This is a genomic window from Actinopolymorpha pittospori, assembly GCF_014873875.1.
Classification (GTDB): Bacteria; Actinomycetota; Actinomycetes; order Propionibacteriales; family Actinopolymorphaceae; genus Actinopolymorpha; species Actinopolymorpha pittospori.
The window spans coordinates 5,053,602-5,078,776 of record NZ_JADBEM010000001.1; the positions used below are offsets into that span (position 1 = coordinate 5,053,602).

The 25,175-nt window shown below is 65.5% G+C and carries 28 protein-coding genes and 1 pseudogene; 12 read left to right on the forward strand and 17 right to left on the reverse strand.

Annotated features, from left to right (window positions below; translation table 11 throughout):
- Window positions 1-118: 118 nt before the first annotated feature.
- The 3 genes from HEB94_RS54710 to HEB94_RS50935 all read right to left on the reverse strand — a co-directional run bounded on the left by HEB94_RS54710 (window position 119) and on the right by HEB94_RS50935 (window position 1,780).
- Window positions 119-292 (reverse strand): DUF402 domain-containing protein, encoded by a 174-nt coding sequence (locus HEB94_RS54710; RefSeq protein WP_420481540.1) that lies wholly within the window; start codon window positions 290-292, stop codon window positions 119-121.
- Window positions 217-540 (reverse strand): transposase, encoded by a 324-nt coding sequence (locus tag HEB94_RS54715; RefSeq protein WP_420481541.1) that lies wholly within the window; start codon window positions 538-540, stop codon window positions 217-219. Before HEB94_RS54715 ends, HEB94_RS54710 begins: the two co-directional genes overlap by 76 nt.
- 217 nt (window positions 541-757) lie before the next feature.
- A complete protein-coding gene (locus HEB94_RS50935) occupies window positions 758-1,780 on the reverse strand; it encodes a LacI family DNA-binding transcriptional regulator (RefSeq protein ID WP_192751953.1) in 1,023 nt (340 codons plus the stop codon).
- A gap of 77 nt (window positions 1,781-1,857) precedes the next feature.
- Between HEB94_RS50935 and HEB94_RS50940 the strand changes: the two genes are divergently transcribed.
- Complete coding sequence (locus HEB94_RS50940) at window positions 1,858-2,112, forward strand: hypothetical protein (protein WP_238361607.1); 255 nt, start codon at window positions 1,858-1,860, stop codon at window positions 2,110-2,112.
- A gap of 49 nt (window positions 2,113-2,161) precedes the next feature.
- Here the strand turns inward: HEB94_RS50940 and HEB94_RS54720 are convergent.
- A pseudogene (locus HEB94_RS54720) lies at window positions 2,162-2,389 on the reverse strand (transposase); the annotation flags it as partial.
- Window positions 2,390-2,818: 429 nt separating this feature from the next.
- Here HEB94_RS54720 and HEB94_RS23800 point away from each other — a divergent pair.
- The 3 genes from HEB94_RS23800 to HEB94_RS23810 all read left to right on the forward strand — a co-directional run bounded on the left by HEB94_RS23800 (window position 2,819) and on the right by HEB94_RS23810 (window position 8,029).
- Complete coding sequence (locus HEB94_RS23800) at window positions 2,819-4,633, forward strand: ABC transporter substrate-binding protein (RefSeq protein ID WP_192751954.1); 1,815 nt, start codon at window positions 2,819-2,821, stop codon at window positions 4,631-4,633.
- Window positions 4,634-4,703: 70 nt separating this feature from the next.
- Window positions 4,704-6,869 (forward strand): alpha-amylase family protein, encoded by a 2,166-nt coding sequence (locus HEB94_RS23805; RefSeq protein ID WP_192751955.1) that lies wholly within the window; start codon window positions 4,704-4,706, stop codon window positions 6,867-6,869.
- The gene (locus tag HEB94_RS23810) at window positions 6,866-8,029 is read left to right on the forward strand and encodes an enolase C-terminal domain-like protein (protein ID WP_192751956.1); all 1,164 of its coding nucleotides are present in this window, start codon (window positions 6,866-6,868) and stop codon (window positions 8,027-8,029) included. The genes HEB94_RS23805 and HEB94_RS23810 overlap by 4 nt, the downstream gene beginning before the upstream one ends.
- A 380-nt stretch (window positions 8,030-8,409) precedes the next feature.
- Here HEB94_RS23810 and HEB94_RS23815 read toward each other — a convergent pair whose 3' ends face one another.
- From HEB94_RS23815 to HEB94_RS23820, 3 genes are all read right to left on the reverse strand, one after another.
- Entirely contained in the window at window positions 8,410-9,714 is a 1,305-nt protein-coding gene (locus HEB94_RS23815; RefSeq protein WP_192751957.1) for a cellulase family glycosylhydrolase, read from the reverse strand.
- A 403-nt stretch (window positions 9,715-10,117) separates the two neighbouring features.
- The gene (locus tag HEB94_RS49455; protein WP_337918545.1) at window positions 10,118-10,423 is read right to left on the reverse strand and encodes a GMC oxidoreductase; all 306 of its coding nucleotides are present in this window, start codon (window positions 10,421-10,423) and stop codon (window positions 10,118-10,120) included.
- A 51-nt stretch (window positions 10,424-10,474) separates the two neighbouring features.
- Entirely contained in the window at window positions 10,475-11,245 is a 771-nt protein-coding gene (locus HEB94_RS23820; protein WP_337917940.1) for a GMC family oxidoreductase, read from the reverse strand.
- Between the two features lie 164 nt (window positions 11,246-11,409).
- Between HEB94_RS23820 and HEB94_RS23825 the strand changes: the two genes are divergently transcribed.
- Entirely contained in the window at window positions 11,410-12,027 is a 618-nt protein-coding gene (locus HEB94_RS23825) for a VapC50 family PIN domain-containing toxin (RefSeq protein WP_202896507.1), read from the forward strand.
- On the opposite strand, the gene HEB94_RS23830 is transcribed toward HEB94_RS23825, so the two are convergent.
- The 3 genes from HEB94_RS23830 to HEB94_RS23840 form a co-directional block, all read right to left on the reverse strand.
- Window positions 12,022-12,552, reverse strand: coding sequence for a hypothetical protein (locus HEB94_RS23830; RefSeq protein WP_192751958.1), 531 nt, complete (start codon window positions 12,550-12,552; stop codon window positions 12,022-12,024). The two genes, HEB94_RS23825 and HEB94_RS23830, sit on opposite strands and share 6 nt — an antisense overlap.
- A gap of 227 nt (window positions 12,553-12,779) precedes the next feature.
- Window positions 12,780-12,953, reverse strand: coding sequence for a hypothetical protein (locus HEB94_RS23835; RefSeq protein WP_192751959.1), 174 nt, complete (start codon window positions 12,951-12,953; stop codon window positions 12,780-12,782).
- Window positions 12,954-13,208: 255 nt separating this feature from the next.
- Window positions 13,209-13,454 carry a winged helix-turn-helix domain-containing protein gene (locus HEB94_RS23840; RefSeq protein ID WP_192751960.1) on the reverse strand — a complete coding sequence of 82 codons (246 nt, stop codon included), beginning with the start codon at window positions 13,452-13,454 and terminating at the stop codon, window positions 13,209-13,211.
- A 172-nt stretch (window positions 13,455-13,626) separates the two neighbouring features.
- Between HEB94_RS23840 and HEB94_RS23845 the strand changes: the two genes are divergently transcribed.
- Both HEB94_RS23845 and HEB94_RS23850 read left to right on the forward strand, forming a co-directional pair.
- A complete protein-coding gene (locus HEB94_RS23845) occupies window positions 13,627-13,893 on the forward strand; it encodes a zinc finger domain-containing protein (RefSeq protein WP_192751961.1) in 267 nt (88 codons plus the stop codon).
- A gap of 21 nt (window positions 13,894-13,914) precedes the next feature.
- Window positions 13,915-14,055, forward strand: a complete 141-nt coding sequence (locus tag HEB94_RS23850; protein WP_192751962.1) for a hypothetical protein — start codon at window positions 13,915-13,917, stop codon at window positions 14,053-14,055.
- A gap of 50 nt (window positions 14,056-14,105) precedes the next feature.
- Here the strand turns inward: HEB94_RS23850 and HEB94_RS23855 are convergent, their stop codons facing one another.
- Entirely contained in the window at window positions 14,106-14,408 is a 303-nt protein-coding gene (locus tag HEB94_RS23855; protein WP_192751963.1) for a hypothetical protein, read from the reverse strand.
- A gap of 239 nt (window positions 14,409-14,647) precedes the next feature.
- On the opposite strand from HEB94_RS23855, the gene HEB94_RS23860 reads away from it, so the two are divergent.
- Window positions 14,648-14,851 carry a hypothetical protein gene (locus tag HEB94_RS23860; protein WP_192751964.1) on the forward strand — a complete coding sequence of 68 codons (204 nt, stop codon included), beginning with the start codon at window positions 14,648-14,650 and terminating at the stop codon, window positions 14,849-14,851.
- Window positions 14,852-15,417: 566 nt separating this feature from the next.
- Here the strand turns inward: HEB94_RS23860 and HEB94_RS23865 are convergent.
- Window positions 15,418-16,077 carry a hypothetical protein gene (locus HEB94_RS23865; RefSeq protein WP_192751965.1) on the reverse strand — a complete coding sequence of 220 codons (660 nt, stop codon included), beginning with the start codon at window positions 16,075-16,077 and terminating at the stop codon, window positions 15,418-15,420.
- Between the two features lie 22 nt (window positions 16,078-16,099).
- Here HEB94_RS23865 and HEB94_RS23870 point away from each other — a divergent pair, with 22 nt between their 5' ends.
- Window positions 16,100-16,363 (forward strand): hypothetical protein, encoded by a 264-nt coding sequence (locus HEB94_RS23870; protein ID WP_192751966.1) that lies wholly within the window; start codon window positions 16,100-16,102, stop codon window positions 16,361-16,363.
- A 216-nt stretch (window positions 16,364-16,579) separates the two neighbouring features.
- Here HEB94_RS23870 and HEB94_RS23875 read toward each other — a convergent pair whose 3' ends face one another.
- The 3 genes from HEB94_RS23875 to HEB94_RS53690 form a co-directional block, all read right to left on the reverse strand.
- A complete protein-coding gene (locus tag HEB94_RS23875; RefSeq protein ID WP_192751967.1) occupies window positions 16,580-17,365 on the reverse strand; it encodes a nucleotidyltransferase domain-containing protein in 786 nt (261 codons plus the stop codon).
- 570 nt (window positions 17,366-17,935) lie between these two features.
- Window positions 17,936-18,664 (reverse strand): GH-E family nuclease, encoded by a 729-nt coding sequence (locus HEB94_RS23880; protein ID WP_238362519.1) that lies wholly within the window; start codon window positions 18,662-18,664, stop codon window positions 17,936-17,938.
- Complete coding sequence (locus HEB94_RS53690) at window positions 18,664-20,298, reverse strand: PrsW family glutamic-type intramembrane protease (RefSeq protein WP_192751969.1); 1,635 nt, start codon at window positions 20,296-20,298, stop codon at window positions 18,664-18,666. The genes HEB94_RS23880 and HEB94_RS53690 overlap by 1 nt, the downstream gene beginning before the upstream one ends.
- Before the next feature lie 494 nt (window positions 20,299-20,792).
- On the opposite strand from HEB94_RS53690, the gene HEB94_RS23890 reads away from it, so the two are divergent.
- Window positions 20,793-21,293: a phosphoribosyltransferase family protein gene (locus tag HEB94_RS23890; RefSeq protein ID WP_337917943.1), complete on the forward strand. Its 501-nt coding sequence runs from the start codon at window positions 20,793-20,795 to the stop codon at window positions 21,291-21,293.
- Window positions 21,294-21,477: 184 nt separating this feature from the next.
- On the opposite strand, the gene HEB94_RS23895 is transcribed toward HEB94_RS23890, so the two are convergent.
- Window positions 21,478-21,963 carry a hypothetical protein gene (locus tag HEB94_RS23895; RefSeq protein WP_192751971.1) on the reverse strand — a complete coding sequence of 162 codons (486 nt, stop codon included), beginning with the start codon at window positions 21,961-21,963 and terminating at the stop codon, window positions 21,478-21,480.
- A gap of 431 nt (window positions 21,964-22,394) precedes the next feature.
- On the opposite strand from HEB94_RS23895, the gene HEB94_RS23900 reads away from it, so the two are divergent.
- Window positions 22,395-22,808 (forward strand): alpha/beta fold hydrolase, encoded by a 414-nt coding sequence (locus tag HEB94_RS23900; protein ID WP_238361608.1) that lies wholly within the window; start codon window positions 22,395-22,397, stop codon window positions 22,806-22,808.
- 94 nt (window positions 22,809-22,902) lie between these two features.
- On the opposite strand, the gene HEB94_RS23905 is transcribed toward HEB94_RS23900, so the two are convergent.
- Entirely contained in the window at window positions 22,903-24,318 is a 1,416-nt protein-coding gene (locus HEB94_RS23905; protein ID WP_192751973.1) for an IS1380 family transposase, read from the reverse strand.
- A 136-nt stretch (window positions 24,319-24,454) separates the two neighbouring features.
- On the opposite strand from HEB94_RS23905, the gene HEB94_RS23910 reads away from it, so the two are divergent.
- Window positions 24,455-25,012 (forward strand): hypothetical protein, encoded by a 558-nt coding sequence (locus HEB94_RS23910; protein WP_192751974.1) that lies wholly within the window; start codon window positions 24,455-24,457, stop codon window positions 25,010-25,012.
- Window positions 25,013-25,175: the final 163 nt, after the last annotated feature.

The window sequence follows — 25,175 nt, forward strand, 5'->3', positions numbered from 1 at the left end:
CCCAGCGCCTGCAAAGGCGGCTAGCTGGTCCAAGCGCTTGGGCTGCTCAGGAGTGACCTGCCTCGGCCGATGGCTTCGGCCTGGGTAGTAATCATCTCGACCAGTTCGTCCTTGGCCGTCAGTGCGCTCTCCGCGAGATCAGCGGATACGGGACGCTCAGGCGAGCGTGTTCGAACTCGTCTTCGTCGACGACCTCGAGGAAGCGACCAGGGTTGTCTACGACGTCGAGCTCCAGATCGTCATATGACCACGCTCCCTCCTGATACATCGGAGGCCAGACGTCGGCGGCCATCCATGCGCCGGCGGGATCCGCCCAGAACCAGATCGCCGCACCAAAGCTCCGCGGTCTTGGCACCGGTGGTGCCGGGCTGCGACGCCATCCTCGACATCGGCCTGGCGCATCCAGTTGCGCAGACATGACTCGGCGATCCCGAAATCGGCGGCGACCTGCTTGATCGTCTGTCCCGGCTCACGCCGGCGAGCGACGTTCACGACGTCGTCGCGGAACTCCTTGGGGTAGGGCTTTGGCACAGAGCACATCCTCCCAGCAGCACCTGTCGGCACCACAGATCAGATGTCACCTACTCGTGCAGCAGTCCCTGCGTCTACATGGCGCTGATGAGCCTGGACCCCACCGGCCAGGGCCGCAAACGATGGACCCAGCGCTGGAAGGCACCGCTCAACGCCTTCCAGATCGCGCTCGAAGGCCGCCTCACCCCGGCCAACAACTGACCAATTCAACAACCAAGATCAGCCGTTAACTTGACACTCCCGGATCCAGGCTTATAGGGCATGGGGCATGGGTGCGCCTTGGTACAAGCTCTGCAGGCGTGACCAGGCAGCGGACCGGGCGGTCCGGCTCATGGATCCGCTCGGCGAGGAGCCGGCCGGCGTTTTGCGTCATCGTGCCGAGGTCGTGTCGAACTGTGGTCAACTGGAAGACGTCCCAGGACGCCATGGAGATGTCGTCAAACCCGATGACCGTGAGTTGTTCGGGCACTGCCACACCGCGGGCGAATGCGGCGTTGTAACCGCCGAGGGCGAGGACGTCGTTGGCGCAGAACACCGCGGTCGGCCTGGGATGCTCGTCGAGGAGCTCCAGCATCAGCGTCCGTCCGGTCTCGTAGTCATAGGTGCCTCGGCGCACCATGCGGCTGGGGAGGGCGAAGCCTGCGTCGGCAAGAGCGCCGCGAAACCCTGCCTCTCGGTCTCGAGACGTACTCGTGCGTTCAGGGCCGAAGATCGCGCCGATCCGCTGGTGCCCAAGGTCAAGTAGTTTGCAGCCGACGAGCTCGGCGCCACCGATGTTGTCCACGACACAGGAGTCTGCTTTCGGTTCGTCCACTTTGCGGCTGAGGTAGACGAATGGGATGGAGTGGCGGGCGAGCTCGTGTGGCAGCGGTGACCCGATCAGGGTCGTGGTCAGGACGACGCCGTCGACGGTGTGCCCGAGGAGCCTGTCCAGGCTGGTCGTGGTGTCGGTCGTCTCGGCGAGAACGACCATGCGGTAGCCGAGCCGATCGAGCTCGTCATGGAGTGGACCGAGCAGGTGGGGATAGTACGGATTGGTCAGGTCGCTGACCACCACGCCGATCTTGCGGGTTGCGCGGGTGGAAAGGCTGCGACCGATCTCGCTTGTGACGTAACCGAGGGCCGCGGCCGCGGCCATCACCTTCTTCCTCGTCTCCTCGGATACACCGGGCCTGCCCAGTAACGCCCTGGACACCGTCGGCTGCGACACGCCCGCTATCCGGGCGACCTCTTTGCTGGTCACCGACATCCCGGCCTCCGAAGCTCGTGTCGCATCCTCATCCGCATACGCATTCGACATCTCGCACTTAGTGTCACGTGATTCTGATGGATTTGCTTGGCGCTGTTGTCCACGAGTTTCTTGATGTTGGTCTGGACGAGTTGGACCTTGGCGAGGGTCTCCTCGACTGTGGCGGTCCAGGTGAAGGGCTCGGAGTTGGTGTTCCAGTGTTCGATGTAGGCGCGGATCTGGCTGATGAGGACCTTGACCGCGCCGAAGGTGCCGCAGCGGATGGCCTGGCGGGTGATGATGCCGAACCAGGTCTCGATCTGGTTGATCCAACTCGAACCGACCGGGGGTGAAGTGGAAGGTGACGTGCGGGTCCTTCTCCAACCAGGCTTGGACGTCGGGCGTGGTGTGGGTGGACAGCTTGTCCAGCACGACGTGGATGTCCTTGCCCCTGTGTGGCTTGACAGCCTTCTTCAAGAAGGCAAGGAAGTTCTTCCCGTCACGAGTCGGCCTGCACTCCCCATACACGTGCCCGGTGGTGACGTTCAACGCGGCGAACAGGTTCGTCGTGCCGTGCCGGACGTGCGAACAGAATAACGAGACATTAGATCCTGAAGGCGCGAATCTCAAACATGTTAACGGAAAGTATTGCAGACCCCCACCGGCGCTGCTACGGTGCCTGGTAACTTCGCATACGCATGCAAGACCAGTGAGCGCTCGAGCGCGCGTCGCGTGACAGCCACGAGCTTCAACGGCGCGCGTCCGCCATGGCGTCGATTCGCCACCGCCGCTCCACGTGCTGCTCCGCGGGCTATCCCAGCAGTTCCCTGTCCACGCAGGTCACCAGTCAGACGGCCACAGAGCACCGAGGCCGGAGGGAGACACGGACGGATGACTCCAGCAAGACTGACACGGCACGAGTTCTTGAAACTTAGCAGCGGGTTGGCTTCAGGTGCTCTCCTTCTCAGCGGCTGCGAGCTTCTGTCCACACAGCCGGACAAAAAGGATGGGCGGCAGGGCCCGCGCGGTCAGAACCAGAAGAAGGGGCCGGAAGCGCCAATGCTTGCCCAGCAGGTGAAGGAAGGCAAGCTGCCGCCTGTGAAGGAGCGGCTGCCGAAGCGGCCCCTTGTTCTCGAGCCGATCGAACGAGTCGGTACGTACGGCGGCACGTGGAACAGCTACATGTTGGGGCCCGCCGACACCCCGATCCTGGGACGTACGTTCTATGACCGCCTCGTCCACTGGGACCCTGAGTGGAACGAGATCGTCCCGAACCTCGCCGAGAGCTTCGACGTCAACGATCAGGGGACCGAGTACACCTTTACCCTCCGCGAAGGGGTGAAGTGGTCAGACGGCAAAGCGTTCACTGCCGACGACATCATGTTCTGGTACGAAGACGTCTTCATGAACAAGGAGCTGACCCCCGCCTACGCGTTCTATCTCACCAGCGGCAGCGACCTGCATCCGGTCAAGGTCGAGAAGATCGACACGTACAGCTTCCGCTTCGTGTTCCGCGAGCCGAACGGTCAGCTTCTGACGTGGCTCGCCACGTACGACACCTCCTTCAAGGAACTGCCCGCCCACTACCTGAAGCAGTTCCACAAGAAGCACAACCCCGACGTCGACGCGCTCGCGAAGAAGGAGAACTTCTCGGACTGGGTCGGGCTGTACGGCGCCAAGGCAGACTGGTGGGCCAACCCGGAGATGCCGCGCCTGCACGGCTGGGTCCCGACCGCCGCACTGGGTGAGGGGTTGGGGCACGTCAAGTTCGAACGCAACCCCTACTACTTCAAGGTCGATCCCGAAGGAAGCCAGCTGCCCTACATCGACCGCGTGGTGTTCAGCATCTTCACCGAAGAGGAACCCATGCTGTTGAGCGCCTCGGGTGGAGACATCGACCTGACGTTCCGCACGATCAACACGGCGAACAACAAGCCCGTCCTCGCCCGGAGCAGGAGCCAAGGCGAGTTCGAGTTCTTCGACATGGAGCCGAGCCAGCTCAACACCACCTGGATCACGCTCAACCTCAACCATCAGGACCCGGTCAAGCGTGAAATCTTCCGCAACCGCGACTTTCGGATCGGGCTGTCACACGCCATCGACCGGCAGGAAATCATCAAGTCCGTCTACCAACGTCAGGGCGAGCCGTGGCAGATCGCCCCGCGACCCAACGCGCCGTACTGGGACGACGGCGGCGAGATGGCCAAGCAGTACACGGAATACGACCCCAAGGAAGCGAACAAGTACCTCGACCGGGCGGGATACACGAAGCGAAACTCCGAAGGGATCCGGCTCGGTCCGGACGGAAATCCCATCACGTTCGTCATGCTGACCAAGACCTTCTACTTCGGCATGGTCGACACCATGGAGATGGTGCGGAAGTTCTGGCGTGAGGTCGGCGTCGACATGCGGGTCCGGCCGGCAGAGGACTCCTACTTCGAGGCCACGGTCGAGGCCAACCGCCACGAGGGCGCGGTCGACACCGGCGACATCGGCTACAAGGACGTCATCATCGACCCGCGCTGCTTCATTCCGGCGGTCCTGCAGGGCGCGTTCTGGGCCATGCTGTGGTACCGCTGGTTCGTCGGCGACCCGGGAGACAGCGAGGAACCGCCGCCTCCGATGCTGAAGCAGATGGACCTCTACCGGAAGACGCTGCGCTCCAAGGCCTCGGTGGACGAACAGTACGACGTGATGGCCCAGATTCTCAAGATCTCGAAAGAGCAGTTCTGGAACATGGGTATCGCGTTGCCACCCGTCGGCTATGGCACCGTGACCAATCGACTGAAGAACGTGCCCACGTCGATGTGGGACGCGTTCAGGTGGCCGACTCCCGGGCCGACGAATCCTCCGCAGTACTTCCTGACCCAGTAGCGGCCGGCGCGGGACCGACTGACCACGCCGGCACACGGCAAAGAGGGCGCTACGACCAAGAGTTGGAGACATGACGTACGCAGACAGGCAGTGGCACGACAAGCCGCTTCGAGTAGTGCAGACCGTCCTTCGGGAAATCGACATCGAGGGCTACGACCCACAGGCGGTCGTCGACTACGTCAAGCGGCTCCACGGCAACGTACTGATCGTCAACGGGGGCGGCTTGTGGGCCTTCTATCCCAGCGATGTGCCGGGCCACCACAGGGTCGCCGGCATGTCCGGCGACATCCTGCGTGAGCTGCGCGACCTGACCGCGAAGGACGGGATTCGCCTGCTCGCCCGTGTTGACTTCCGCGGCGGACACCGTGACATGTTCGAGGCGCATCCGGACTGGTTCAGCTACGACGGACAGGGCCAACCGCTGTTCATCAGTGGGCTCCACGCGGCCACGCCGTGCAGCCCGTTCCGTAACGAGGGCTACGGGTTCAAGATCGTCCGGGAGATCCTCCAACGCTACGCCGTCGACGGGATCTGGGAGAACGCCCCTTCGTTCGGCCCGCTGGCCTACGGCCCGGACGTCGAACGGCGCTTCAGGCAGGACACGGGTCTCGAACTGCCCCGCGACGAGTCGTGGGACGATCCTGCCTATCGGGCTTGGCGGGAGTGGCGTCACACGTGTGTTCAGCGGCATTCGGAAGACTTCCGCCGCCTGATCAAGAGCTTCGGTGACGACAAGGCGTACGTCGCCGAGGGACCGTCAGGGCTGGACGCGGGCTGGCTCGACCGGTCAGCCCTGGATCTGCAACGGCTCGGTCCGTTGTGGGACATCGTTGCCGCCCCCACGTTCGACCTGATCAAGGGGTCCTACGGCTCGGGGCTCCTGCCGGCTCCGGTGTGGCGGTGCGAGGAGGCGACGAAGTATCTGCGCGCCGCGGCCCCCGGCAAGCCCGCGACAATCCTCTTCGGTCCGTTCGACAACTCCTCCCGCTACACCTCCGTCGTCACTGCCGAACTCCGCCTCTGGCTCGCGGGAGCACTGGCGAACGGCGGTGGATTCTGGGACTGCACCTTCGTCGGCACGCATGGCAAGGACTTTCTCGACCAGCGCGGCCAGGAAGACATCGGCGAGTTCTTCCAACTGCTCGAACGCAAGGAGGACGTGTTCGACGAGGTCGAGTCCGTCGCCGACGTGGCCGTTGTGCACTCCAGGCTGGTGCAGGAGCGCTTCGGGTCGAATGACCCGCACAAGGATGGCTACATCCAACACGTACGCGGTGTCGAGCTCGCACTGCTCGACAACCACGTCCCGTACGACCTGGTCCTGGACACGAGAATCGACGCGCAGACGCTCAGCAGGTACCGCGTCGTAGTCCTGCCCAATGCAGCGGTGCTCTCACCGGAGCAGGAGTCCACGATCCGCGAATACGTCCGCTCTGGCGGCGGCCTCGTGGCGACCTACGAGACCTCCCTGTACGACGCGGACCTCCAGCGCCGGGACGACTACGGCCTGAGCGACGTGTTCGGTGCCCACAACCTCGGGGTGCGACGCGGGCCCCTTGTCTACGGCTACTCCTGGATCGCCGAACGGACCTCACTGACCGAAGGGCTGGACGACACCCAGATCTGCACGAACAACGGGTACATCTGGCTCACCTCGGCGCAACCCGGCTCGGTTCCGGTCACGCTGATTCCGGAGATCGTCCCGCAGCCGCCCGAACGCGGTTGGGGTCCGGCCGTGACCAAGCGCGGCGAGCCGACGGGATTCGAACCGATGCGGTCGTCCCTGCCCGTCGTCGTCACCCAGCAGTTCGGCACCGGTCGGTCGGTCTTCTTCCCCGGGCAGACGGACAAGCTCGCCGCTTCGGACGGTCACCCCGACTACGGGCTGCTCCTCCACAACGCCATCCGCTGGGCGGCCGGCGACACGGCCCCGTTGGTGGCGACCGATGCGCCGGCGGCCGTGCACGTGACCCTGATGCGGCACCGCGACGGGCGGCTCATTGTCCACCTGCTCAACTACTGCGGCGGATACCGCCGACCCATCACCGAGATCCAACCGGTCACCAACGTGACGATCGACCTGCGCTGCCCAGTGGCACCAGAGTCGGCTCGGCTGCTCCGCGGCGACCGTGAGCTCGAAGTCAAGCATGCGAACGGTCGTGCGACGTTCACCGTGCCCGTTGTCAACGACTACGAAGCCGTCGTGCTAGGGCCCATCGGACCGGAGGACGAGTGAAGATCACCGATGTACGAGTGCTGCATGTCCGCGGACCGGCCTACGATCGCCCCGCCATGTTCCGGCAGAGCAGAACGCTGCACCACTATGACGAGTACGCCCCGGCATCGGAGTGGCAGAGCGGCGGAGCTTCGCCGCAGGTGTCGGCGTACTACCTGCGAATCGAGGCGGGCGATCAGTTCGGTCTGTATGGTCCGGTGGACCGTCCCGCCGCCGACCTGGTGCTCTCCGACCTACGAGAGTTCCTGATCGGCAAGGATCCGCGTCAGTTCTCGATTTTGTGGGACCAGCTCTATCGCATCGACCGACACGCTCGGTCGAGCCACCCGATGATGGCGATCAGCGCCGTCGACAACGCCGTGTGGGATCTGCTCGGGCGCCACTACGACGCACCGGTGTGCCAACTGCTCGGCGGACCGCGCTCACCCGAGATCGACGCCTACGCAAGCACGCTTGGAACCTCGCTGGCCGCCGATGACGTGGAGGAGACCAGCCAGCGCCTGCTCAAGGAGGGTTTCAGACACCAGAAGTGGTTCTTCGGGTACGGTCCACGCGATGGCGCGGAGGGCCTTGGCGCCAACGTCGACCTCGCCCGCCGCCTGCGCGTCGCGGTCGGAGACGATGTCGAGCTGTCCTTCGACGCGTTCATGAGCTGGACCGTGCCGTACGCAAGGGAATGGCTGCGCCGCGCCGCTCCCTATCGCCCGTACTGGCTCGAGGAGCCCTTGCCCGCCGACCAGCTGGAGGCGCTGGCGGCGCTGCGCGGCGAGACCGAGGTTCCGCTCACGGCCGGCGAACACCTCTACGGCCGGTGGGAGGCCTACCGTTACCTCGAAGCCGGCGCTATCGACGTGGTCCAGTCGGACCCGGAGTGGTGCGGTGGCGTGACCGAGCTGGTCCAGATCTGCACGGTCGCCTCACTTCGTGGAGTCCCGGTCATCCCACACGGACACGGAATTCGCGCCGCCCTTCACGTCGTCGCGAGCAGGCCGCCGAGTGTGTGCCCGAAGATCGAGTACCTCGTCAACCGCGTGTACCAGAAGCTGCACTTCGAGAAGGACTTCCCCACTCCGGTCGGCGGGCGAGTCGCGGTCGGGACGGCACCTGGCTTCGGGATCGAACTCGACGACTCGAAGATCGAGACCATCGCCACGCTCTGACGCCCTTTTCGGTCCGCTCATCTTCATCAACTCGACCGAGCTGCAGACGCTGCCGCTGGCTCTGGCGTTGTTCCGAGGTGAGTCGTTCACCCAGGTGAACCTCCTGATGGCGGGCTGGTTGATTCACGCGGAACCCGCGGTACAAGCGGCTTGGATCGCTGGCGTGGTGGCGCTCTGCGTCGCGATCGTGGTGTATTCGGCGCGACTTTGCGCCAGAGCATGGGTCGAGTCGGATCGTGCTACGACAACGCTGCCGCCGAGAGCTTCTTCGCGATCTTGAAAGCAGAGATCGGGACCGAGGTCTGGCTCAGCAAACAGGCCGCCCGGTCGGCCTCCCACGGGTTCGTTCGTGGGACGCCGACCCTGGCCACGCGTCCCTTCTACTCCCAGTACAGCCCTTCACTCCGTGAGGACTCGGGGAACGGGCGTTTGGTCACTCGGGTCACCTCGACCCCATCGAGGCTGCCGCGGACAATGATCGGGTTTCGACGCAGGGTGACTTCCATCTCGTCGTGCAGGATGGGGGCGTCTTGGTCCGAGTACCATTCGCGGCGTCCCCACCTTCGCGGTATCGCAGGGCGCCCCAACTCCTCTACTGTGAGTTTTCCGTTGCCTTTTCCGTGGGTGTCGCGAAGAACGACGGACCAGTCGTCGTCCAGATGCGCGCTCCAGAGCGCGATTGCGTCGTGGGACCCTTGCGACGAGAAGAACAGTGCCCATGCGTCGGCGTCCGGAGTTGGGATGCGACGCCGGAAGCGTGCTCCACGCAGGAACGCGGCGGCCGCTGCGTAGGAGTAGTAGGACGGTTTCGGTGTCTCGTCCGCGCGGATGAGACCGAAGTTGTCCTCTGGCTCAGTTGCGCCCCACCCGTCGTCTTGGAGGTCATACCACCACAGGCCCTTGAGATAGGGCAACGTCGCCGCGAGTAGATACATCCTGGCGCAATGTGCGCCCGCCCGGTTCGTCGCGATTCCGCGTTCGTCGATCTGTGTTGGCCATCCCATCTCAGTGACGTAGACGGGAAAGTCACGGCCACCGTTGTGGTCTCGGAGCTTGGATTGGAGCCAGTCCATGCGGGTGAGCCAGGCCTCCGGTCTGCGGGCTTGGAGCTCCTCGCCCCAGTTGTAGGGGTGCGCGGAGACCACGTCGCAGTGCTGCAGAAGGCCGCCGGCGAGCGTGCCGTCGAGAAAGCCGTTGTACATCGCCGCATTGGTCATGGCACCAGCGACGACGGTGATGTTCGGGTCGACCTCCTTCAGCGCCACAGAGACGGTGCGGACAAGGCGCATGTAGTCGGCCGGATCGCCTGGACCGGTGACTCCTCCGATGGGGATGTCCCACTCGTTCCAGATCTCGAACTTGTTGACGACGCCCCTGAAGTGCTTGGCCATGAAGGTCGCGTACCGCGTGAAGGCGGCCATCGCGGCTTCGGACGTTGGACGCTCACCCTGGTCGTAGAACCTGTTCCCATAGTCGAGGATGATGAGAACGTCCAAGCCGGACGCGACCGCGGACCGGACGTACTCATCCTGCGCGGGAGGGACGGAAAGTACGCTGGGTTGGGTCTCGACCTGTCCCCAGGAGATCTCATCGCGTATGGTGGTGGCCCCCGCTTGCCGCAGGATGTCTGTGAGCGAATCAGGGTTGCCTTTTCCCTGGCCGATGAAATGCGTTCCCGCACCCATGAGGAGCAGATCTCCACTGTGCCGGACAGCATCTACGGATCTTGTCGGGGTAGCGTGTGTTTGGGTGCGGGAACTTATGGAACTAACCCCCAGTGCACCTCCGAGACCGCCAAGTAAACGCCGTCTGCTGAGTAGGTCACGCATCACCACTTGCCCCTTTCGAGAGCATGGGGTCCAGACAGTTGGAGAGCAGAGGCTCGATTAGAGCCGAGGTCTGAGCACTTCGGTTGATGGGCAGACGACCTCGACCGCTCTGAATCGCAGTCGTGACATGTAGTGCGCGAAATGCGAGAAACGTCAGCAAGCTAATGCGGCCCCGATATGGTGTCAAGGCTGACTCGACCTTATTGGCCCCGCCTGTGCTCGGGTGGCCGGCGCTGGCCGCCCCAGCCGCCGGTGTCGCCTATGCGGCCGTGAGCATCCCTGCGGCGCGTTCGGCGAGGGCGTAGACGGTGGCGTTGGTGTTTGCGGAGACGATGGACGGCATGACCGAGGCGTCGGCGACGCGGAGTCCGCTGATGCCGCGCACGTGAAGGTCAGTGTCGACGACGGCATGCTTGTCGCTACCGATCCGGCAGGTTCCGACTGGATGCATGTACGACGCGAGGGTCCCGCGTACGTAGGCCCGCAGCCCGCTGTCGTCCTCGACGCCGGGGCCTGGCTGTATCTCGCCGTCGCGCCATCCGGCGACCGCGTCCGCCTCGTGTATCCCTCGGGAAGATCGTCCGAGGGCGCGCGAAGCTCGTGGCGTCGACGAAGATCAGCTGGAGGTCCGGGCCATCCAGGCCCGGCCGGCTGCGTAACAGGCCAAGCGCCTCTCCATGGTTGTACGTTCCTGGCGGAATGGCCGTGCCGCCTGGTAGGCGAGGTTGGCGACAGGGTGGTCCTGCAAGTTCGACCCGACGCCGGGAAGGTCCGCGGCGACCTCGATCCCCAACTCGTGCAGCTGGGACGGTGGACCGATGCCCGAGAGCATCAGTACCTGCGGTGAGCCGATGCTGCCCGCGGTCAACACCACCTCTGCTGAACAGCCGACAGAGGTTAGGGACCCTCCGACGCTGTACTCGACCCCGGTGCGGCGTCCGCGCGTGATGAGGACGCGGTGGACGAGTGCGTCGGTCACGACGTCCAGTTTGGAGCGGGCGAGCGCCGGAGTGAGATAGGCGTCGGCGGCACTCTGCCTCCGTCCATCGATGATGTTCAGGTCGGTCCAGCCGAATCCCTCCTCGTCGCCGCCGCTGATGTCGGTGGCGCGACGGTGCCCGACCTCCGTCGCGGCCTGGAGGAGCGCGGTCGGAACGGGATGAGGAGGACTCGCGGGCGCCACGGTCAGCGGGCCATCGACACCTCGCAGGTCGGAGACTCGCCCGACGGCGTTCTCGCTGCGCCTGAAGAAGGGGAGGAGGTCCGCGAAGCCCCAACCCGTCGCGCCGGCGGCCACCCAGGCGTCGTAGCTGGACCGGTGCCCCCGGACGAACACCATGCCGTTGATGGCGGATCCTCCGCACGCGGGGCGTTCTACACGCGCCACGGGGGCGCGAAGTAGGCAGTCACCGAAGGGTCAAAGCGGAGTCCCTGATCGAATACCAGAAGCGCGACGACGAGCGGCGCCGCGCGGCGGTGGACGAGCTCTCCGCTCTATCACAGGAGCTAGGGTGTAACCCAGTGTCATTCGTTGTGGTCTACGACGCATGAGTGCTCTACGGCAACAACGTTCGGGATCTGCTGATCCGCCTCGGCAGGGCGCGGCTCTTCCAGGCCAAGTGGACCAACCAGATCCTCGATGAGACGTTCGCGGCCATACGAACACAACGACCAGACATCGACCCGGCAAAGCTCGACGAAGTGCGGTCCCGGATGATCAGAGGCATCCGGGACTGCCTCGTCCTTGGCTACGAAGACCTCATCGAGTCGGTGAAGGGGATCCCCGACCCGGACGATCGCCACGTCGTCGCTGCCGCGATCAAGTCCCACGCGCATGTGATCGTCACCTACAACCTGAAGGACTTCCCGGACGCCGCCCACAAGAAGTTCGGCATGGAGGCTGTCCATCCCGACGACTTCGTGCTCAGCCAGATCGACCTTGATGAGGACGCCGTCCTGGACGTGCTGCAGCAGCTCTCTGAGAACTGGAGGGGCAACCCTTCGATCCCTCAGGTCCTTGAGCAGCTGGAGACGGAGTTCCCCAAGACTGTCGCAGCGCTGCGGGGGCGCGACGACAGGCAGGTGCGGAGGCTGGCCGGGGCCCTCAAGGCCCGCGCCAAGTCCGGGTACGAGGGGTTCCGGGGGACCCGGGAACATCGGGGGTCATAGCGCCCAGGCGTTCTCGTCGTACTCCTGTGGCTTGGGCTGTGGTTCCTGCCCTGCGCACAGCTGACGGCCACGGTTGGCGGCCTGCTCTGCTGAGTCCGTCCACTCGGCCGGCAGGCCGAGCCATTCACGGAGCCCCTGCCCGTGGTAGGCGAGCATCCGGTAGGACAATATGCCGTCCCCGATCCGCTCCAGCACCATGTCGACCGCGTCGTCGACGCGCGCCGTGGGCACCACCTCGAGCAGGCCGGCGTCGATCCCGGCGTAGAGCACGTCAGCGATCCGGGAGCGGGTGACCATGCGCGGGCTGGCGTAGTGCCGGGCCCGGTACAGCCGATCTTGGATGTCCTCGAACGTGTCGCCGGCGGAGACGGCTAGGACGGTGTCTTGCCCGTCGACGCGCTCACCGCGCCGGATGCGGTGCGGGCCCTCCAGTATGGGGGAGAGGAGCTTGTCATCGAGCGGGCCGCGCCAGGTGCCATCGGCGGAGAAGATGCCGTCGCGGTTGGCAGCATGGATCGCTTCCACGGCCTTCGTCCAGGTCGTGACGGCGGGCGCCCACGGGCACCTCGAAGCCGTCGGCCTCCATCTTGTACCGCTTCTGTCCCCCACAGGAACATGATGCCTCGAACACGCGTTCGAGTAAACCGGGGGCCTAGTCGGCCGCACCTTCCTGAGGGACCAGCCGCACCCGATCCGGGTCTACCCGGGTCGTGGCGCACAGCCGTTCGAGCGGCATGTTGGCGTGTGCTTCGTCAAGTTTGGATCCGTACGAGGTAGGTGTCGTCGCCCGCCTGCGGTATTGCCACCAGTGCCGACTCATCATCGGAGTAACCCCAGTACGCGTCGCCGGTCCCCAGCTTGAAGGACCAGAGGATGACGCTGCCACCCCTTTGGAACGCCGGTCCAGTGATGTACCGATTGGGCATACCCGGACGTCTACCCCACGTCGGTTGACGTCAACCTTCACCCTGCCCGACCCGGAAGACCTGCCGTAGCCCTTCTGGCCCGGCCCCAGAAATGCGAGGGGGCCGCATAGGTCATACCCCAGGTGGGTCGGGCCCTACGTCTCGCTGGCCGCCCCCGGCGACCAACTGGGTGTCAGTCTGTCATGAGGAACAGTCCCACCGGCGCCCAATCCTGATACGGCCGATCGGTCGACAACAGGACAGGACGGGTCACGGCTACTTCTCTGAGACGAACGTGCCGCGCTGCGGCACGACAAACACGTCCCCCTCGGTGGCGAGTAGGGCGATAGTGCGGCGCACCGTGGAGCGCGCGACCCCGTACTCCTCGGCGAGGCGCGCCTCAGCTGTGATCGCCCGACCCGGCTGCCAGTCACCTCGGGCGATCCGGGCGCGCAGGATCTCCGCGAGCTGCCGGTGCGGTGTCAGCGGCGCGCCGTGATCAATGGTCGCGTCAGGGCCCATAGCTCGACGCTAAGCGTGTCGGTCAGTTTCGCGAGTTTGGGCTACGAAGCGACTCCAATCGATACCAGGCGCAACGTAGCGCTACAGTTCATAGCCATGCGGCGCGGCGGCCGGAGGTCGCCCCCTCCGAGAGGTGGGCCGCCGCGCCCTCGCGCACACATGGGAGACGGACATGAGCGCCAACACGGCATGGATCTGGACTGACCTCGCCGACAGGTACACACCCCACGAGCTGACTATCCTCGAGCGGGTGCTCAGGCGCCCCTGCCCGACCTGCGAAGCGCCGGTGGGCTGCTGGTGCCGGACCAAGAGCGGCAAAGAGATCCGCGACATGGACGAGCAGCACCCCGAGCGTCGAATCCTCGCCCCCGCGACTGCCCCCGCGGACCGTGAGCCGCTGGGCACCCATGACGTCCCTGTCGACGACGGCAGGGCGTAGTAGCAAGAAAGGTTAGGCATCATGCAGTACACCCCCGGAAACGGAAGCTCCTCCTACGACGGTGGACTTGGCGACGGGAACGACCCGCGCAGCCTCGGCCTCACCGGCGAGGGTGAGCCGGGCACCCTCCTCGCCGACCGCGAGGACACCGTCCAGCTGTAGCCCCCGGGCACACGTTGGCCCCCTCCACCGTCCGGAGGGGGCCGACTGCGTCAGAGCCTCTCGTAGCTCAGGTACAGCGCCGCGAGCTCGCGGCGAAGTTCGTCCTCGCCGTCGATGCCCTTGCTTCGCAGTAGCCGCACGTACGCGACCTCCGCCTCCGACCCGGCGGCCGCCGTCGCGCACTGCACAGAGATGCCGCGGGCGAAGTCCGCCGGGACGAGCGCGTCCTCGGAGCCGAGTTGGACCACAACGATCGGGGTGTCGGTGTTGAGGTCGACGGCCGAGTGCACCTTCCACAGGGGGAGGGCCGGCGCGGCGGGGGACTCCTCGAGCGCGGATGGAGGGTTGGTCATGCCCCGCACGGTGCCGACCGCGGGACCTATCGTCCACCGCTCACAGGGCGCGACGACCTTCGCGCATCTCGACCTTGGTCCAAGGATGGACACCTTTCCCGTCTGACTGCGAGGTGACCGGTCGGACGGGTACGAAGATCACGTAGCAAACCCGCGTTTCTTCGTTCGAGACACAACCCCCGCACGCCGTGAAGGTTGACTCTTGCCCTCATCGCGCTCATCGGGGCCTCTCTACCAGGATGAACCGAGAGGACGGTCATGCCAACAACCTGGATCCCCAACCGGAGTTTTCGAAGGACTTGTTCGAGGTGACCGTCGAGGAGACAGTCGGGGTGTCACCGACGGAGGTCTTCCACGCCTGGAGCAACAGGATGGACACGTGGCGGCACGCCGAGCCCGATCGGCTGAAGGCGGCCGACGTCAATATTCCGTTCTTCTTCTGACCCGGGCCGAAGACGGTCGCCGGGCCGGCCGGTACGGAAACGACGGTCGCCAGCCGTACTACGGCCGCTTCCTCCGGCTCGAACCCGACCATCTCATCGAAATGACCTTGGTGACCTCCGGATACACCGAGGTCTTCGAGACGGTGGTGACCATCGAACTGGCCCTGAAGGGGCCCGTGGTCACTTCCCCAGCGCGCCAGCGGGGCGGATTCAACCGATCCCCCTGGCATACAAGGACAGCACGATCTCATCCACACCACCCACCGCATCTGACCTGGGCATATGCCGCTGTCGGAGGCATGGCCGGCCGACCATTTGTCAATGATTCTGCTGGTCGCCGCCCCGGCGAAGCTGCCTCGACGCGACGTACACGAGGCCCCGTCCGCCAGCGCGGCGGCTCGTTCCGGGTCCTCGAGTACGCCGGACCCGACCCGTGACCGGCAAAGACACCTACACCTAACCTCCAGCTTTTGACATGATTCGGTCGCGATCGACGGTGGGCAGGCAACAAGTACGACCAGGCCGACGATTCGCCAAGCAGCATTGCTTCAGGGTTGCCAGAGACGTCATCTGTGGGGATCGCCGCTGATCACTGGCCTTATCTCGTCGGCGACGAGACTCCGGTATGTCTCGACGTCGAGAACTCTGGCGCGGAGGCGATGGTGCAGTCGACGCGTGCGCACCAGTTGCGGCCCGGCTGCGAAGAACTGAAGCGCGGCTTCCTTGTCGCGGCGCAGCGCCGGCCGCATGTACTCCGGTCGATGGGACGCGGCGTGAAGCAGTTCGTCGGCCAGTCGAGGTCTTGTTCCGGAGAGGAACCGGTGCAGGCCGTCCCGAAGCGCCGACGGGACTGGCACGGTGAACGACGGCGGCGCCGATCTAGTGATCGAGGCGGGCACGTGGGTGCCTTGACCCGCCGCCGCCCACAGGAGACGCAGGAGTGCCGTGTAGCCGTCGCTGCACGCGATTCCAAGACGGGTCCCCATGCCCTTGCCCAGGTGGGGGAAGCATCCGTAGGCCCGCCCAGTCGAAAGGGGATCGGGTTCCAGGCTGAAGCTGAGCGTCCCTGCTACCTCGGCGACGATGATGTAGGGGACGTGCGCGTCCTTCCCGACCAGATCAGGTGCGCGGTCGTCCAGATTGCCGTTGAACGGGGGCCGAAGCGCGAAGATCAGATCCTCTTCTCGCCAGGCCGCCGACTCCTCGCCGACAGCGATCTCCCACACCACGCGACGAACAAGGTCGTACTTGTGGTCCCGATGTGACTCGGGACGCTTCGTCGCCGACTTCGAGGTGCTCGACCCTCCCGAACTCCGCGCCGAGCTGCGACGTCGGGCGCTGGAGATAGCCGCCCGCCACGCCGCCGCAGCGAGCTTCACCGATGGCGGCGCATTGACCAACCCGTTCGACCAAGCCACGCCAACATTGAGCAACGACGCGGCCGTGACCATGTGTGACGACGACATGGCTTCCGCTGCGTCGCACCAGCAGACGACCTCGAGCGGCTGCTGAACGACACACCTCGACACCCAGCTCGCTTGTCGCACATCAACTGTCGGACGCGTGTTGCACATCAGCCGACGGAGCACAAGGTCGATGTCGCGCCAGCTGCTGTACTTGCCTCTTTAGTAGTCAAGGCGCCGCTGACGCGGCGGAACCGCCCAGCCCCCTGCGGGCGGCGCCGGGGCGCCGTCCTCGGGGCTGGGCGTAGAGCAGCAAACCGAGCGACTATCGGTCACCATGCAGGAGCTTTAGCTCCATACCCCAGCCGTCTACCGTCTCGCCGAGACCGTTTACTCGGGCGGTCGTCTCGATGTCGCGGAACAGGCTGCGTTGGGTATCGGGATCGCCGTCAGCTAACACGCGTCGAACCCGTTCGAGCAGACGAGTTTCGCCCCACGCTTCTGCGCCGAGTGGGTGCCGCTGAAGCTCCCAGCGCAGGTACTTGTTCGGTGGCCTGAGCCGCTCGTGCATGGCGAAGATCACCCAGAGCGCCAGGTCCATGCTCTCGGCAGCATCGAGGTGGCCCTCCAACGGGCGGCCGTCCCGCCAGTTCTTGAGTGAGCGATAGAGCAGGTTGATGTAGTGGTCGAGCATGGCCGGTAGCCGTTCCCGGCTACGTGCGGGGAACGAGGCTGCTTCACGTACGATCGCGGTGAGCTGACCGTCGAGCCGGTCAATCAGTACCCGTACGTGAGCGTTGATGTAACGCGCCCCCCAGTCGGGCCAGCGTTCACTGCCGTCTGACCAGCGTGGGCCGTCCAGGACGTGGGAACGCCATTCAGCCAGAGACGTGGAATGCAGGTCCAGCGCTCCCGATCTCTCGTCTTGCCAGAGCTTGCCCTGCTCGCTGTCGTCGGTGATCACAGCCAGGTCATAATCCGACTGCGGGGTGGCGATGCCCTCGAAGGCGCGTGACCCGTGCAAGAAGAGGCCGAGCACCGAAGGATCGGCCTCCGCTCTCTCAACGAGGTCGACGAGGGCCCGGTCAGACTGGCCATCGAGATAATGCATCGTGATCTCTCCACACTGAAGTAACCGCACGTGGCGGCACGAATGAGACATGCGGAAAGCCGCAGACCCGGAGGGTGGCGGCCAGCGAGATCACATCGTCACGGCAGGCACGCTAGCGAACCTGCCCCAGCCATGCAACGGACTTACCCCCGGCCGGCAGCGGAGGCGCTCAACAATCGCGCGGGTCCCGTCTCGCGGGCAGCTCGCTCGGGCGGGCGTCCTAGCGACCTGCACCGCCGAACGACGGTTGCACCAGGACGACGATCCCGAAGCATGAACGAGGGCACGCCCGCCCGAGGCCCATCGTGCGGGGATGCCCGAGTACCGCAGTGGAGTACAGCAACCCCATCAACCACGATCGGCCGATGTCGTCCCTGCCCGACCCGACGTACGCCTGAACGCACTCCACCGACCGGTACGCCGACAGATCGTGAACCTTCGGCCCAGGCGGTTGGGCCAGTTCGCTGCGGACATGCTCGATTGCCGTTCCCGATCGGACAAGCGTGCCACCGGTGAGTTGGTTTGCAGCGCCCGTACGTCTGTTGGGTTACAGGGTTCGGATGCCTTGTTTTAGGTGGGTCGCCAGTAGTTGATGTATGACGGGTCCCACTCGTGACCGTGGGCCAGGCTCCGGACTTCGACCTGGTAAATGTCCGGGTCGCGCTGCAGGCCCTTGACTTGCGGCCGGTTCAGGCGGTGGCGCCACCCGTGGATCTGTGCGTGGCGCCACTCATGCCCGGGCTTGTGCCCGAACGTGATCGCGCGCTCGTCAGGGTGAGTCAGGCCGCCGCTGAAGTTCGGGTCGGAAGGGTCCAGCTTTCGCCCGGTTGCCGCGTCCCAGCGCATCGCCTTGCCTTTGAATGGCCCGTCAGCGTAACGCTGACAGGGGATTGTCTGTCCGGTGACCGCGCAGATGAAGTCTTCGCCGTTCGCGGCGCGGGGCTGGCGTAGGTAGATCTGGTGTCGGACACCTTTTGGCAGGGAAACCCTGTTTCTGGTCGGCGGGTAGTTGCTGGCTGCTACCCGGCTGCCGCGGTAAATTCCCGCCAGGGCCTGGTTGATGGACTTCATGTTTCCTCGGCCGTAGGTGGCAGCGGCTGCTCCTGCGGCCGCCAGGATCGAACCGACACCAAGCACAGCCGAGCCGGCGGCGGGTATCGCGCCGGCACACTCGCCGGCTTGCTGACCTGGCACGTTACCGTTGTTGTCGTACTTGAGGTTGCAGGCCGCCGCGGCGGTTCCTGGCATGAACAGGAGGAAGAAGAGACCCAGGCCGGTCCAGAGGGCCAATCGTCGCATCACGCGATCGCTCCTTCGGTCTCTGTCGCGAAGGTATGCAGCATCGTCTCTTTCATCTCAAGCACCCTTCTCCGCAGTGTCTCCACCTCGTTCGCGGACTGCTCCACGTGTGCCATCGCCAACTCGAGCTGGGTCCGCTGCAACCTCCTGAGCATCCGGTACGCCGCAACCCCGCCACCGCGGAGGGCGTCGATGTTCATCCGGAACCTGTGGGGTGGGCTGCTAAGGATCGCCACCTCCAGCGACGTCACCGCCCCAGACTCCTTCGCAGTCTCTGCCCGCAGCCCGGCCGCCACCATCTCGGCCTGCTCACGAAGGCCGCGGCGCAGCACGAGCACGCACAGCAAAGCGAATGGGCCCTGCAGCAAGATCATCAGAGTCGGAAGTACGACCATCGTCTGCAGCGCCGGACTTGCATCGGGAAGCAGTTGGTTGTGCACACCGGTGATGAGGACGTAGTTGCTCGCGAAATGGGCGCAGATTGCGGGAAGCAGACCCGACACAACCGCGACTGTCTTCCTCGAGGCGCCGCTGAGCTGGCTCGCAACGCCGATGCCCGCGCCAGTCAGGGCTGTGAACGCAAGATGTCCACCCATCAGGCCGACGCCCTGTCTGAGCCAGTGATGGAACATCGCCGTGTCGCCACCGCCTGCGGCCATGTACTGGACGCTCTCAACGAGGTTGAACCCAAGCCCGGTAGCGGCACCCACGACCAGACCCGGTACGACGCCATCAAACCAGCGTCGGGAGAACACGTAGACCAGTGCCACAACGACGGCTTTGACGCCTTCCTCACCGACCGACGAGACGACGCTGAGCAGCGCGATGAAGTGCCCGCTGGTTGGCAGGAACACCTGCGCATGGGTCGCCACGTGAAAGTTCACAACAACGGCGAAGCCGGGCGCGATCAGGCCACCAAGGCCAGCAGCCACAAGTAGCACACGAAACGGCATCCGTCGATGACGCTGCAGGAAGTACACCACCCCCAGGCCGAACAGCGTCGTTGGCAGGCACCAGACGAATACCCCAAGGTTAGGCAGCAGGATCCCGCCCGCCAGGATCGTAAACGGAGACAGGAGCGCGACCGCGACCATTGCCCGCCGGTACCGCCGTAGATTCGACCGCCGTGCCGGGTTCCTGCACAACAGCAGGCAGAGGCTGAAACCGAGCAATAGCACAAGCGACAATCCCGCGGCCAGCAGCAGCAACCCGTTCAGCACCGGGATCTCGGGCGCCTCGCTAATAGCCGTGCCCCGCCGGAACCCTTCTCGAAGGACCCACCCGAGTTCCATAACACCGACGGCAGACGACCATGCGAGCCACGCAATCGCCACCAACACCCGCACACGTTCGCCAGTTCGGACGCCCAGCGCCAGCACCGCCACGCCCAGGACCTGGCAGACCAGCCAGACGCCGATAACAATGGCGAGGAACAGGCTCCCGTCAAGGTCCGCATCCCGGCCGGGAACGGGCGGAAGCGGCATCCGTACCGGCTCGTAAAGCGCCGTGACCAGCACCGCGACCACCGCCGCGAAGGCCAGCCCGAACACACCACCAATCCGAAGCAAGACCGCGCTCGGGCGTTGTGCGGACTGCAACCACAGGACGTCGCCGACCTCCGTGTTGTCCTCCACCTTCGGCCCCTTCCCCCGCAAAGCCATCCGCCCAGCTTCACGTCAGAATGGAGCATAATGGACAAACCCGCCGCATGCGCACAGACGGTAGCCACCTGTGGACAACACGCGCAGCAACAGATCGTCGCGATGAAGCAGGTGGCCCGCACGCTCGCCGACGACGCGGCCGGCGACTGGCTTGCTCCGTCGTCCTCGCTGGATGCTGAAACACCCAGGCGCCCGAGTGTTTCAGCCCTTCAGTTTTGTAACCGATGGGCGAAAAATGAGCACATCCTCGGCGGCCGGCTGACCCGCACGCGGATCACAGCGCCTCGTGGCGCACGGTCTCCCACCTCCACTCGAACCAACAGCGCCTCACGGCGCACCAGGACACCGGCCAAACCCCGACGCCCGTTCAACGCTCTGGCCCGATGTGGTGCATTGTCGGGGCCGTGAGGAATCGATCATTACCAACCAGCGAACTGCGAGAGCGCCTCCGTCGCACCTTCGAATGGGTGAGCGACCGGAAGGACGAGTGGCGTTCGGCGAACGAGACTGGCTGGTGGCGCGACCCCGAAGTGTTGGCGTCGCTGGGGCCAGCCCTCGCTGACCAGTTCAGCGACACTCACCCGACTGTGGTCCTCGGGCTCCAATCTCGCGGTTGCCTGCTCGGCTCTCTCGTCGCGCAGCACCTTGGTCTGGGCTTGATCGAGGTTCGCAAGGATCCGGTCCGGTCAGCCGACAGCGACCGGCTGTGGCAGCGCACGACACCCCCGGACTATGAGGACCGGCATCTCACTCTGGGATTCCGTCGGAACCTCATCAACAGCGGTGACCGGGCCTTGCTCGTTGACGACTGGATCGCCACCGGCGCCCAGGCGCTTGCCTGCCAGGGGCTGGTCGCAGACGCCGGGGCCACCTGGCTCGGCGCATCCGTGATTGTGGACGGCCTGGAACGGCCCGAGCTGCGACGGCCACTCAACCTCCGCAGCCTCCTTCACGTCCGAGATCTCTAACGACCAAGGATGTCGGAGGCCCCGGCGTGCAATTGGCGTGCCACAAGGCACAGTCTGGAACGGCGATTAGCGGTGCACCACGAGTAGCCGCGCCGCGAGACGTGGGCCACGACCAGGGTCCCCGCCAGGCTTCCAAGCTGGTCATGCGGGTCGCGGTCCCACGCTGGCAGCCCGGTCCGCTGTATCAGCACCCTGCCTCGCCGTCGTGGCTGGCGGTCAGTTCGACGCTGACGTCGGAGCGCTTGTCGCCGAAGTCGCTGGGGAACCACACGGCCAGGTAGGCGGTTGTTCCTTCGATGGTGCGGGTGAAGCACAGGCGGGCGCCTGAGGTGGCCAGTCCGTCCTGCGGTACCGGGGTGTCGTCGACACGTGGGAGTTTCCAGCCCGCGGTGGTTGCGGCGTCGCGGTAGTGCGCAGTCACGGTGTCGATGTCGTCGACTGGGCGGTAGGTGCGGCCAGCATGCGCGAAGCCGTCGTTCTGGTCGCAGCCGGAGTAGTGATCGTGGAGTGTTGTGCCGGGCGGGTGCAGTTGAAGTTCGGGGACGTCGTTCAGCCTCGACGCGAGGCGCTCGTCTCGGTCGGAGCATCCTGGTGCGTCGGCGAGTGCGGAGCAGCCCGTCACGCCCGCGAGCACCACCATGACGCCGGCCGCGAGCGTGCATGCGACCACTCGTCGATGATCTCTGCCCGCCACGGAGCCGATTGTGCCGCACTCGGCCGGCGGCCGAGTGGCTTTCCTGTGTCGCCGACGTGACCCCAGCCTGACCCCAACGCGCTGCAACACCGGGCGACGATGAGCACCAGGCCGACGACCGCACGAGCATGTACGAGCACCTCGTGATCACGGTGCCTGTTCCTTGTAATCGGGTGTGATCCGACAGCTGATCCGCGACACATGTCCGCCCGCTGAGGTGCGACTTGGCCTAGATGTCCCACCGGCTCCACCGGTCATGCGGCGCTTGGCCAGGTGTGGACGATCACGTATTGCCCCCTGGCTGAGAAGTGTTGCGTACCACCGTCCTGACGGCGAGACTCACCGGCTATCGCATTTATATGAGTGCTGTCATTTCTGACGGGAGGACGCGACGGATGTACCCCCAGATGGAGCCTTACGACCACGGCATGCTCGACGTCGGTGACGGGCACAGCGTGTACTGGATGGCGTGCGGCAACCCGGACGGCAAGCCTGCGCTGTACGTGCACGGTGGCCCCGGCTCGGGCTGCGGCGCGCGTTCCCCCGGCCAATTCGACCCCGCCGTCTACCGCGTGGTCTCGTTCGACCAACGCAATTGCGGCCGGAGCACTCCGCACGCCAGCGAGCCCGAGATCGACCTGTCCACCAACACCACCGACCACCTGATCCGCGACATGGAGCAGTTGCGCGAGCACCTGGGCATCGACAAGTGGCTGCTGTTCGGCGTTTCCTGGGGCTCAGTGCTCTCGCTGACCTACGCGCTGCGCCACCCTGAGCCTCGATCCGTGGACGGGGGTTTGGTGATCTTGGTTTGCGTTTGAGTGGTGGAGGGCTGCGGCTGGGCAGGTCGGGATTGCTGGTCTGCCCAGCTTTCCTTTGGTTTCTGGTCGGGCCTTGACGGCGGGTGGGCAGGTTTCAGGCGACGCGTGGTGGCCCGGTTGCGGGGCGGAACACGTTGTGCCAAAGGTTGTTCCAGTGTTGGGCCCAGGGCCAGTGCTCGGGTAGGTGCAGGACTCTCCGGCGCCCGGGGCGGGCGATCCTGGCGGGGACGGTGACGATGTGGCGGCGCAGGGTAGCGCCGCGGGCGGTGGCGTGGCGGGGGCTGGTGAGGGTGCCGGCGGCGCGGAGCAGGTTGTGGCAGATGGCGGCGCAGATCGCCCACGCACTGTTCGCGGCGAACCGTCCTGAGGGCAGATGAGCCAACGGCCCGTCGATCAGATCAGCGAACACCGTTTCGATGATCGCGTGCCGGCGGTGGGTGATGTCAGCCTGCGCGGTCGGTTCGGTGTTGTTGGTGAAGAACGGGTGATGACGCCAGACCGGGAACAGCTCCTGATCGCCGGCCTGGTCGCGGGCGCGGTCACGGACCCTGCGCACGACCAGCCGGGCGGTGACCGGGTGCTTGGTGGAGGTGAACGCGGTGAACTCCGTCTCGGCGACCTCGGCGTCGGAGATCAACTCACCGGTGTCGGGATCGGTGACCGCGCCGGGGTAGTGCACCGGTGTCCAGGCGTCCTCGGCGATGGAGGCGATCGCGGCGGTGACTGCCGGGTTCTTGGTGAGCACGACGGAGAACCGGACCCCGGCTTTCACACACGCGGCGACCACGACGTGGTTGCCATACGCCGAGTCGCCCCGCATCAGGATCTGCCCGCTGGCGCCGGCGGCGCGGGCGGTGGCGATCGCCTCGGCCACCATGCTCGCCGCGCCCTTGCCAGAGGCGGCCCGCCCGGCTCGGAGCCGGATCCCAGCCACCACCGGCGCCCCCTGGGTTGTGCTGATCGTGGTGGCCAGCGGTGACAGGCCGCGGCGCAGCACCTGCCTGCCGGCGATCTTGGTGTGCCCGAAACTCCCGCCTTGTTTGGCGTGCCCATACACCGGACGCAGCAGTGAGTCGATGTCGATGAACACCTGATCCTCAATGCCGGGCAGCAGGTTGGTGGCCTGAACAAGACCGACCAGATGGGCCCGCGCGACCGAGGCCAACTGCTGGGTGTGGCCGTGGGTGAACTCCCGTAGAAACTGGCCGAGCGTCGCCGGCGCGTACACCCCGCCGAACAGGCGGCGCATCCCACCGGACCGGATCACATCCAGATCATCGATACAGTCCGCGCCCGCGGCCATCCCCGCGATGATCGAGGTGAGCTTGCCCGCCGGGTTGGCCGCCGCCGAAGCCACCGTCGTCTCCGTGATCGCGACCCGCTCGCCCACCAGCTCCGACAGGCCCGCCCGCTCCGCCAGCGCCATCACCGGCACCAGGCCCGCGCACGACACCAGATTCTGCTCATCGAACACCGGCGTGGTCCGAGACCACCCATGCGGTAGTTTCACTGTCAGTGCCTTTTGGATCGGGTTGGATCAGGACGTCGACACTCCAGATTCTCCCGATCCAGAAGGCACTTTCTCTGCTACCGCGCCGAAAGACCACTCACCCGGTCCACGGATCCAGGCTGAGCGAGTCTCTGAGATGATCGTGACCGCCGTCGCCACCGGCAGGCACTGCGAGGTCGAGTGGCTGATCCGCGGCTTCGGCGGCTTGGCCCCCGAGGCTTACGAGCGCTTCCTCGCCGGCGTCCCCGATCCGGGCGAGGACATCTCGGCCGCCTACCACCGCCTGCTCATGGACCCCGACCCCGCTGTGCACCGCAAAGCAGCCGAGGACTGGTGCGCTTGGGAGGACGCTATCGCCACGGTCCCGCCCGGCCGTGAGGTCGAGCGCGAGCCGTGGGAGCCTCGGTTCCAGCTCGCCTTCGCCCGCCTGGTCACGCACTACTTCAGCAACCGGTGTTGGTTGGCAGACGACGAGCTGGCCCGCAAGGGGCACGTGCTGAAGGACATCCCCAGCGTAATCGTGCACGGGCAACTCGACCTCGGCGCGCTTACCGGCAAACCGTGGGTGTTGCACAACGCGTGGCAGGGATCCGAACTGGTGATCATCGAGCACGGCACGCACGCCACCGGAACTGCAGAAGCCGTCATCGCCGCGACCGACCGCTTCGCCAAGTCCCCCGTTTCCTCTTCATAGCGGGCAACAGCGTCGCCAAGGGAACTCAGCCCTCGCCGATCCTCTCTCCGCTCCCGACGGCGACGACGTGGGGCGGGGCCAACACGACGCCTGTGTCGCACCTCAGCTGGCGGACATGTGTCGCGGATCAGCTGTCGGATCACAGCGGTCCATAGGGGCGGTG

Coding starts and splice junctions, on each gene's coding strand:
- HEB94_RS23910 (WP_192751974.1), top strand. CDS start 24,455: ATGATCGTGACCGCCGTCGCCACCGGCAGGCACTGCGAGGTCGAGTGG.
- HEB94_RS23800 (WP_192751954.1), top strand. CDS start 2,819: ATGCTTGCCCAGCAGGTGAAGGAAGGCAAGCTGCCGCCTGTGAAGGAG.
- HEB94_RS23815 (WP_192751957.1), bottom strand. CDS start 9,714: ATGGGTGCGGGAACGCATTTCATCGGCCAGGGAAAAGGCAACCCTGAT.
- HEB94_RS23850 (WP_192751962.1), top strand. CDS start 13,915: ATGCAGTACACCCCCGGAAACGGAAGCTCCTCCTACGACGGTGGACTT.
- HEB94_RS23840 (WP_192751960.1), bottom strand. CDS start 13,454: ATGGGCCCTGACGCGACCATTGATCACGGCGCGCCGCTGACACCGCAC.
- HEB94_RS23835 (WP_192751959.1), bottom strand. CDS start 12,953: ATGCCCAATCGGTACATCACTGGACCGGCGTTCCAAAGGGGTGGCAGC.
- HEB94_RS50940 (WP_238361607.1), top strand. CDS start 1,858: ATGGATTTGCTTGGCGCTGTTGTCCACGAGTTTCTTGATGTTGGTCTG.
- HEB94_RS23880 (WP_238362519.1), bottom strand. CDS start 18,664: ATGCGACGATTGGCCCTCTGGACCGGCCTGGGTCTCTTCTTCCTCCTG.
- HEB94_RS54710 (WP_420481540.1), bottom strand. CDS start 292: ATGGCCGCCGACGTCTGGCCTCCGATGTATCAGGAGGGAGCGTGGTCA.
- HEB94_RS23805 (WP_192751955.1), top strand. CDS start 4,704: ATGACGTACGCAGACAGGCAGTGGCACGACAAGCCGCTTCGAGTAGTG.
- HEB94_RS23855 (WP_192751963.1), bottom strand. CDS start 14,408: ATGACCAACCCTCCATCCGCGCTCGAGGAGTCCCCCGCCGCGCCGGCC.
- HEB94_RS23875 (WP_192751967.1), bottom strand. CDS start 17,365: ATGCATTATCTCGATGGCCAGTCTGACCGGGCCCTCGTCGACCTCGTT.
- HEB94_RS23860 (WP_192751964.1), top strand. CDS start 14,648: ATGAACCGAGAGGACGGTCATGCCAACAACCTGGATCCCCAACCGGAG.
- HEB94_RS23845 (WP_192751961.1), top strand. CDS start 13,627: ATGAGCGCCAACACGGCATGGATCTGGACTGACCTCGCCGACAGGTAC.
- HEB94_RS50935 (WP_192751953.1), bottom strand. CDS start 1,780: ATGTCGGTGACCAGCAAAGAGGTCGCCCGGATAGCGGGCGTGTCGCAG.
- HEB94_RS54715 (WP_420481541.1), bottom strand. CDS start 540: ATGTGCTCTGTGCCAAAGCCCTACCCCAAGGAGTTCCGCGACGACGTC.
- HEB94_RS23900 (WP_238361608.1), top strand. CDS start 22,395: ATGGAGCCTTACGACCACGGCATGCTCGACGTCGGTGACGGGCACAGC.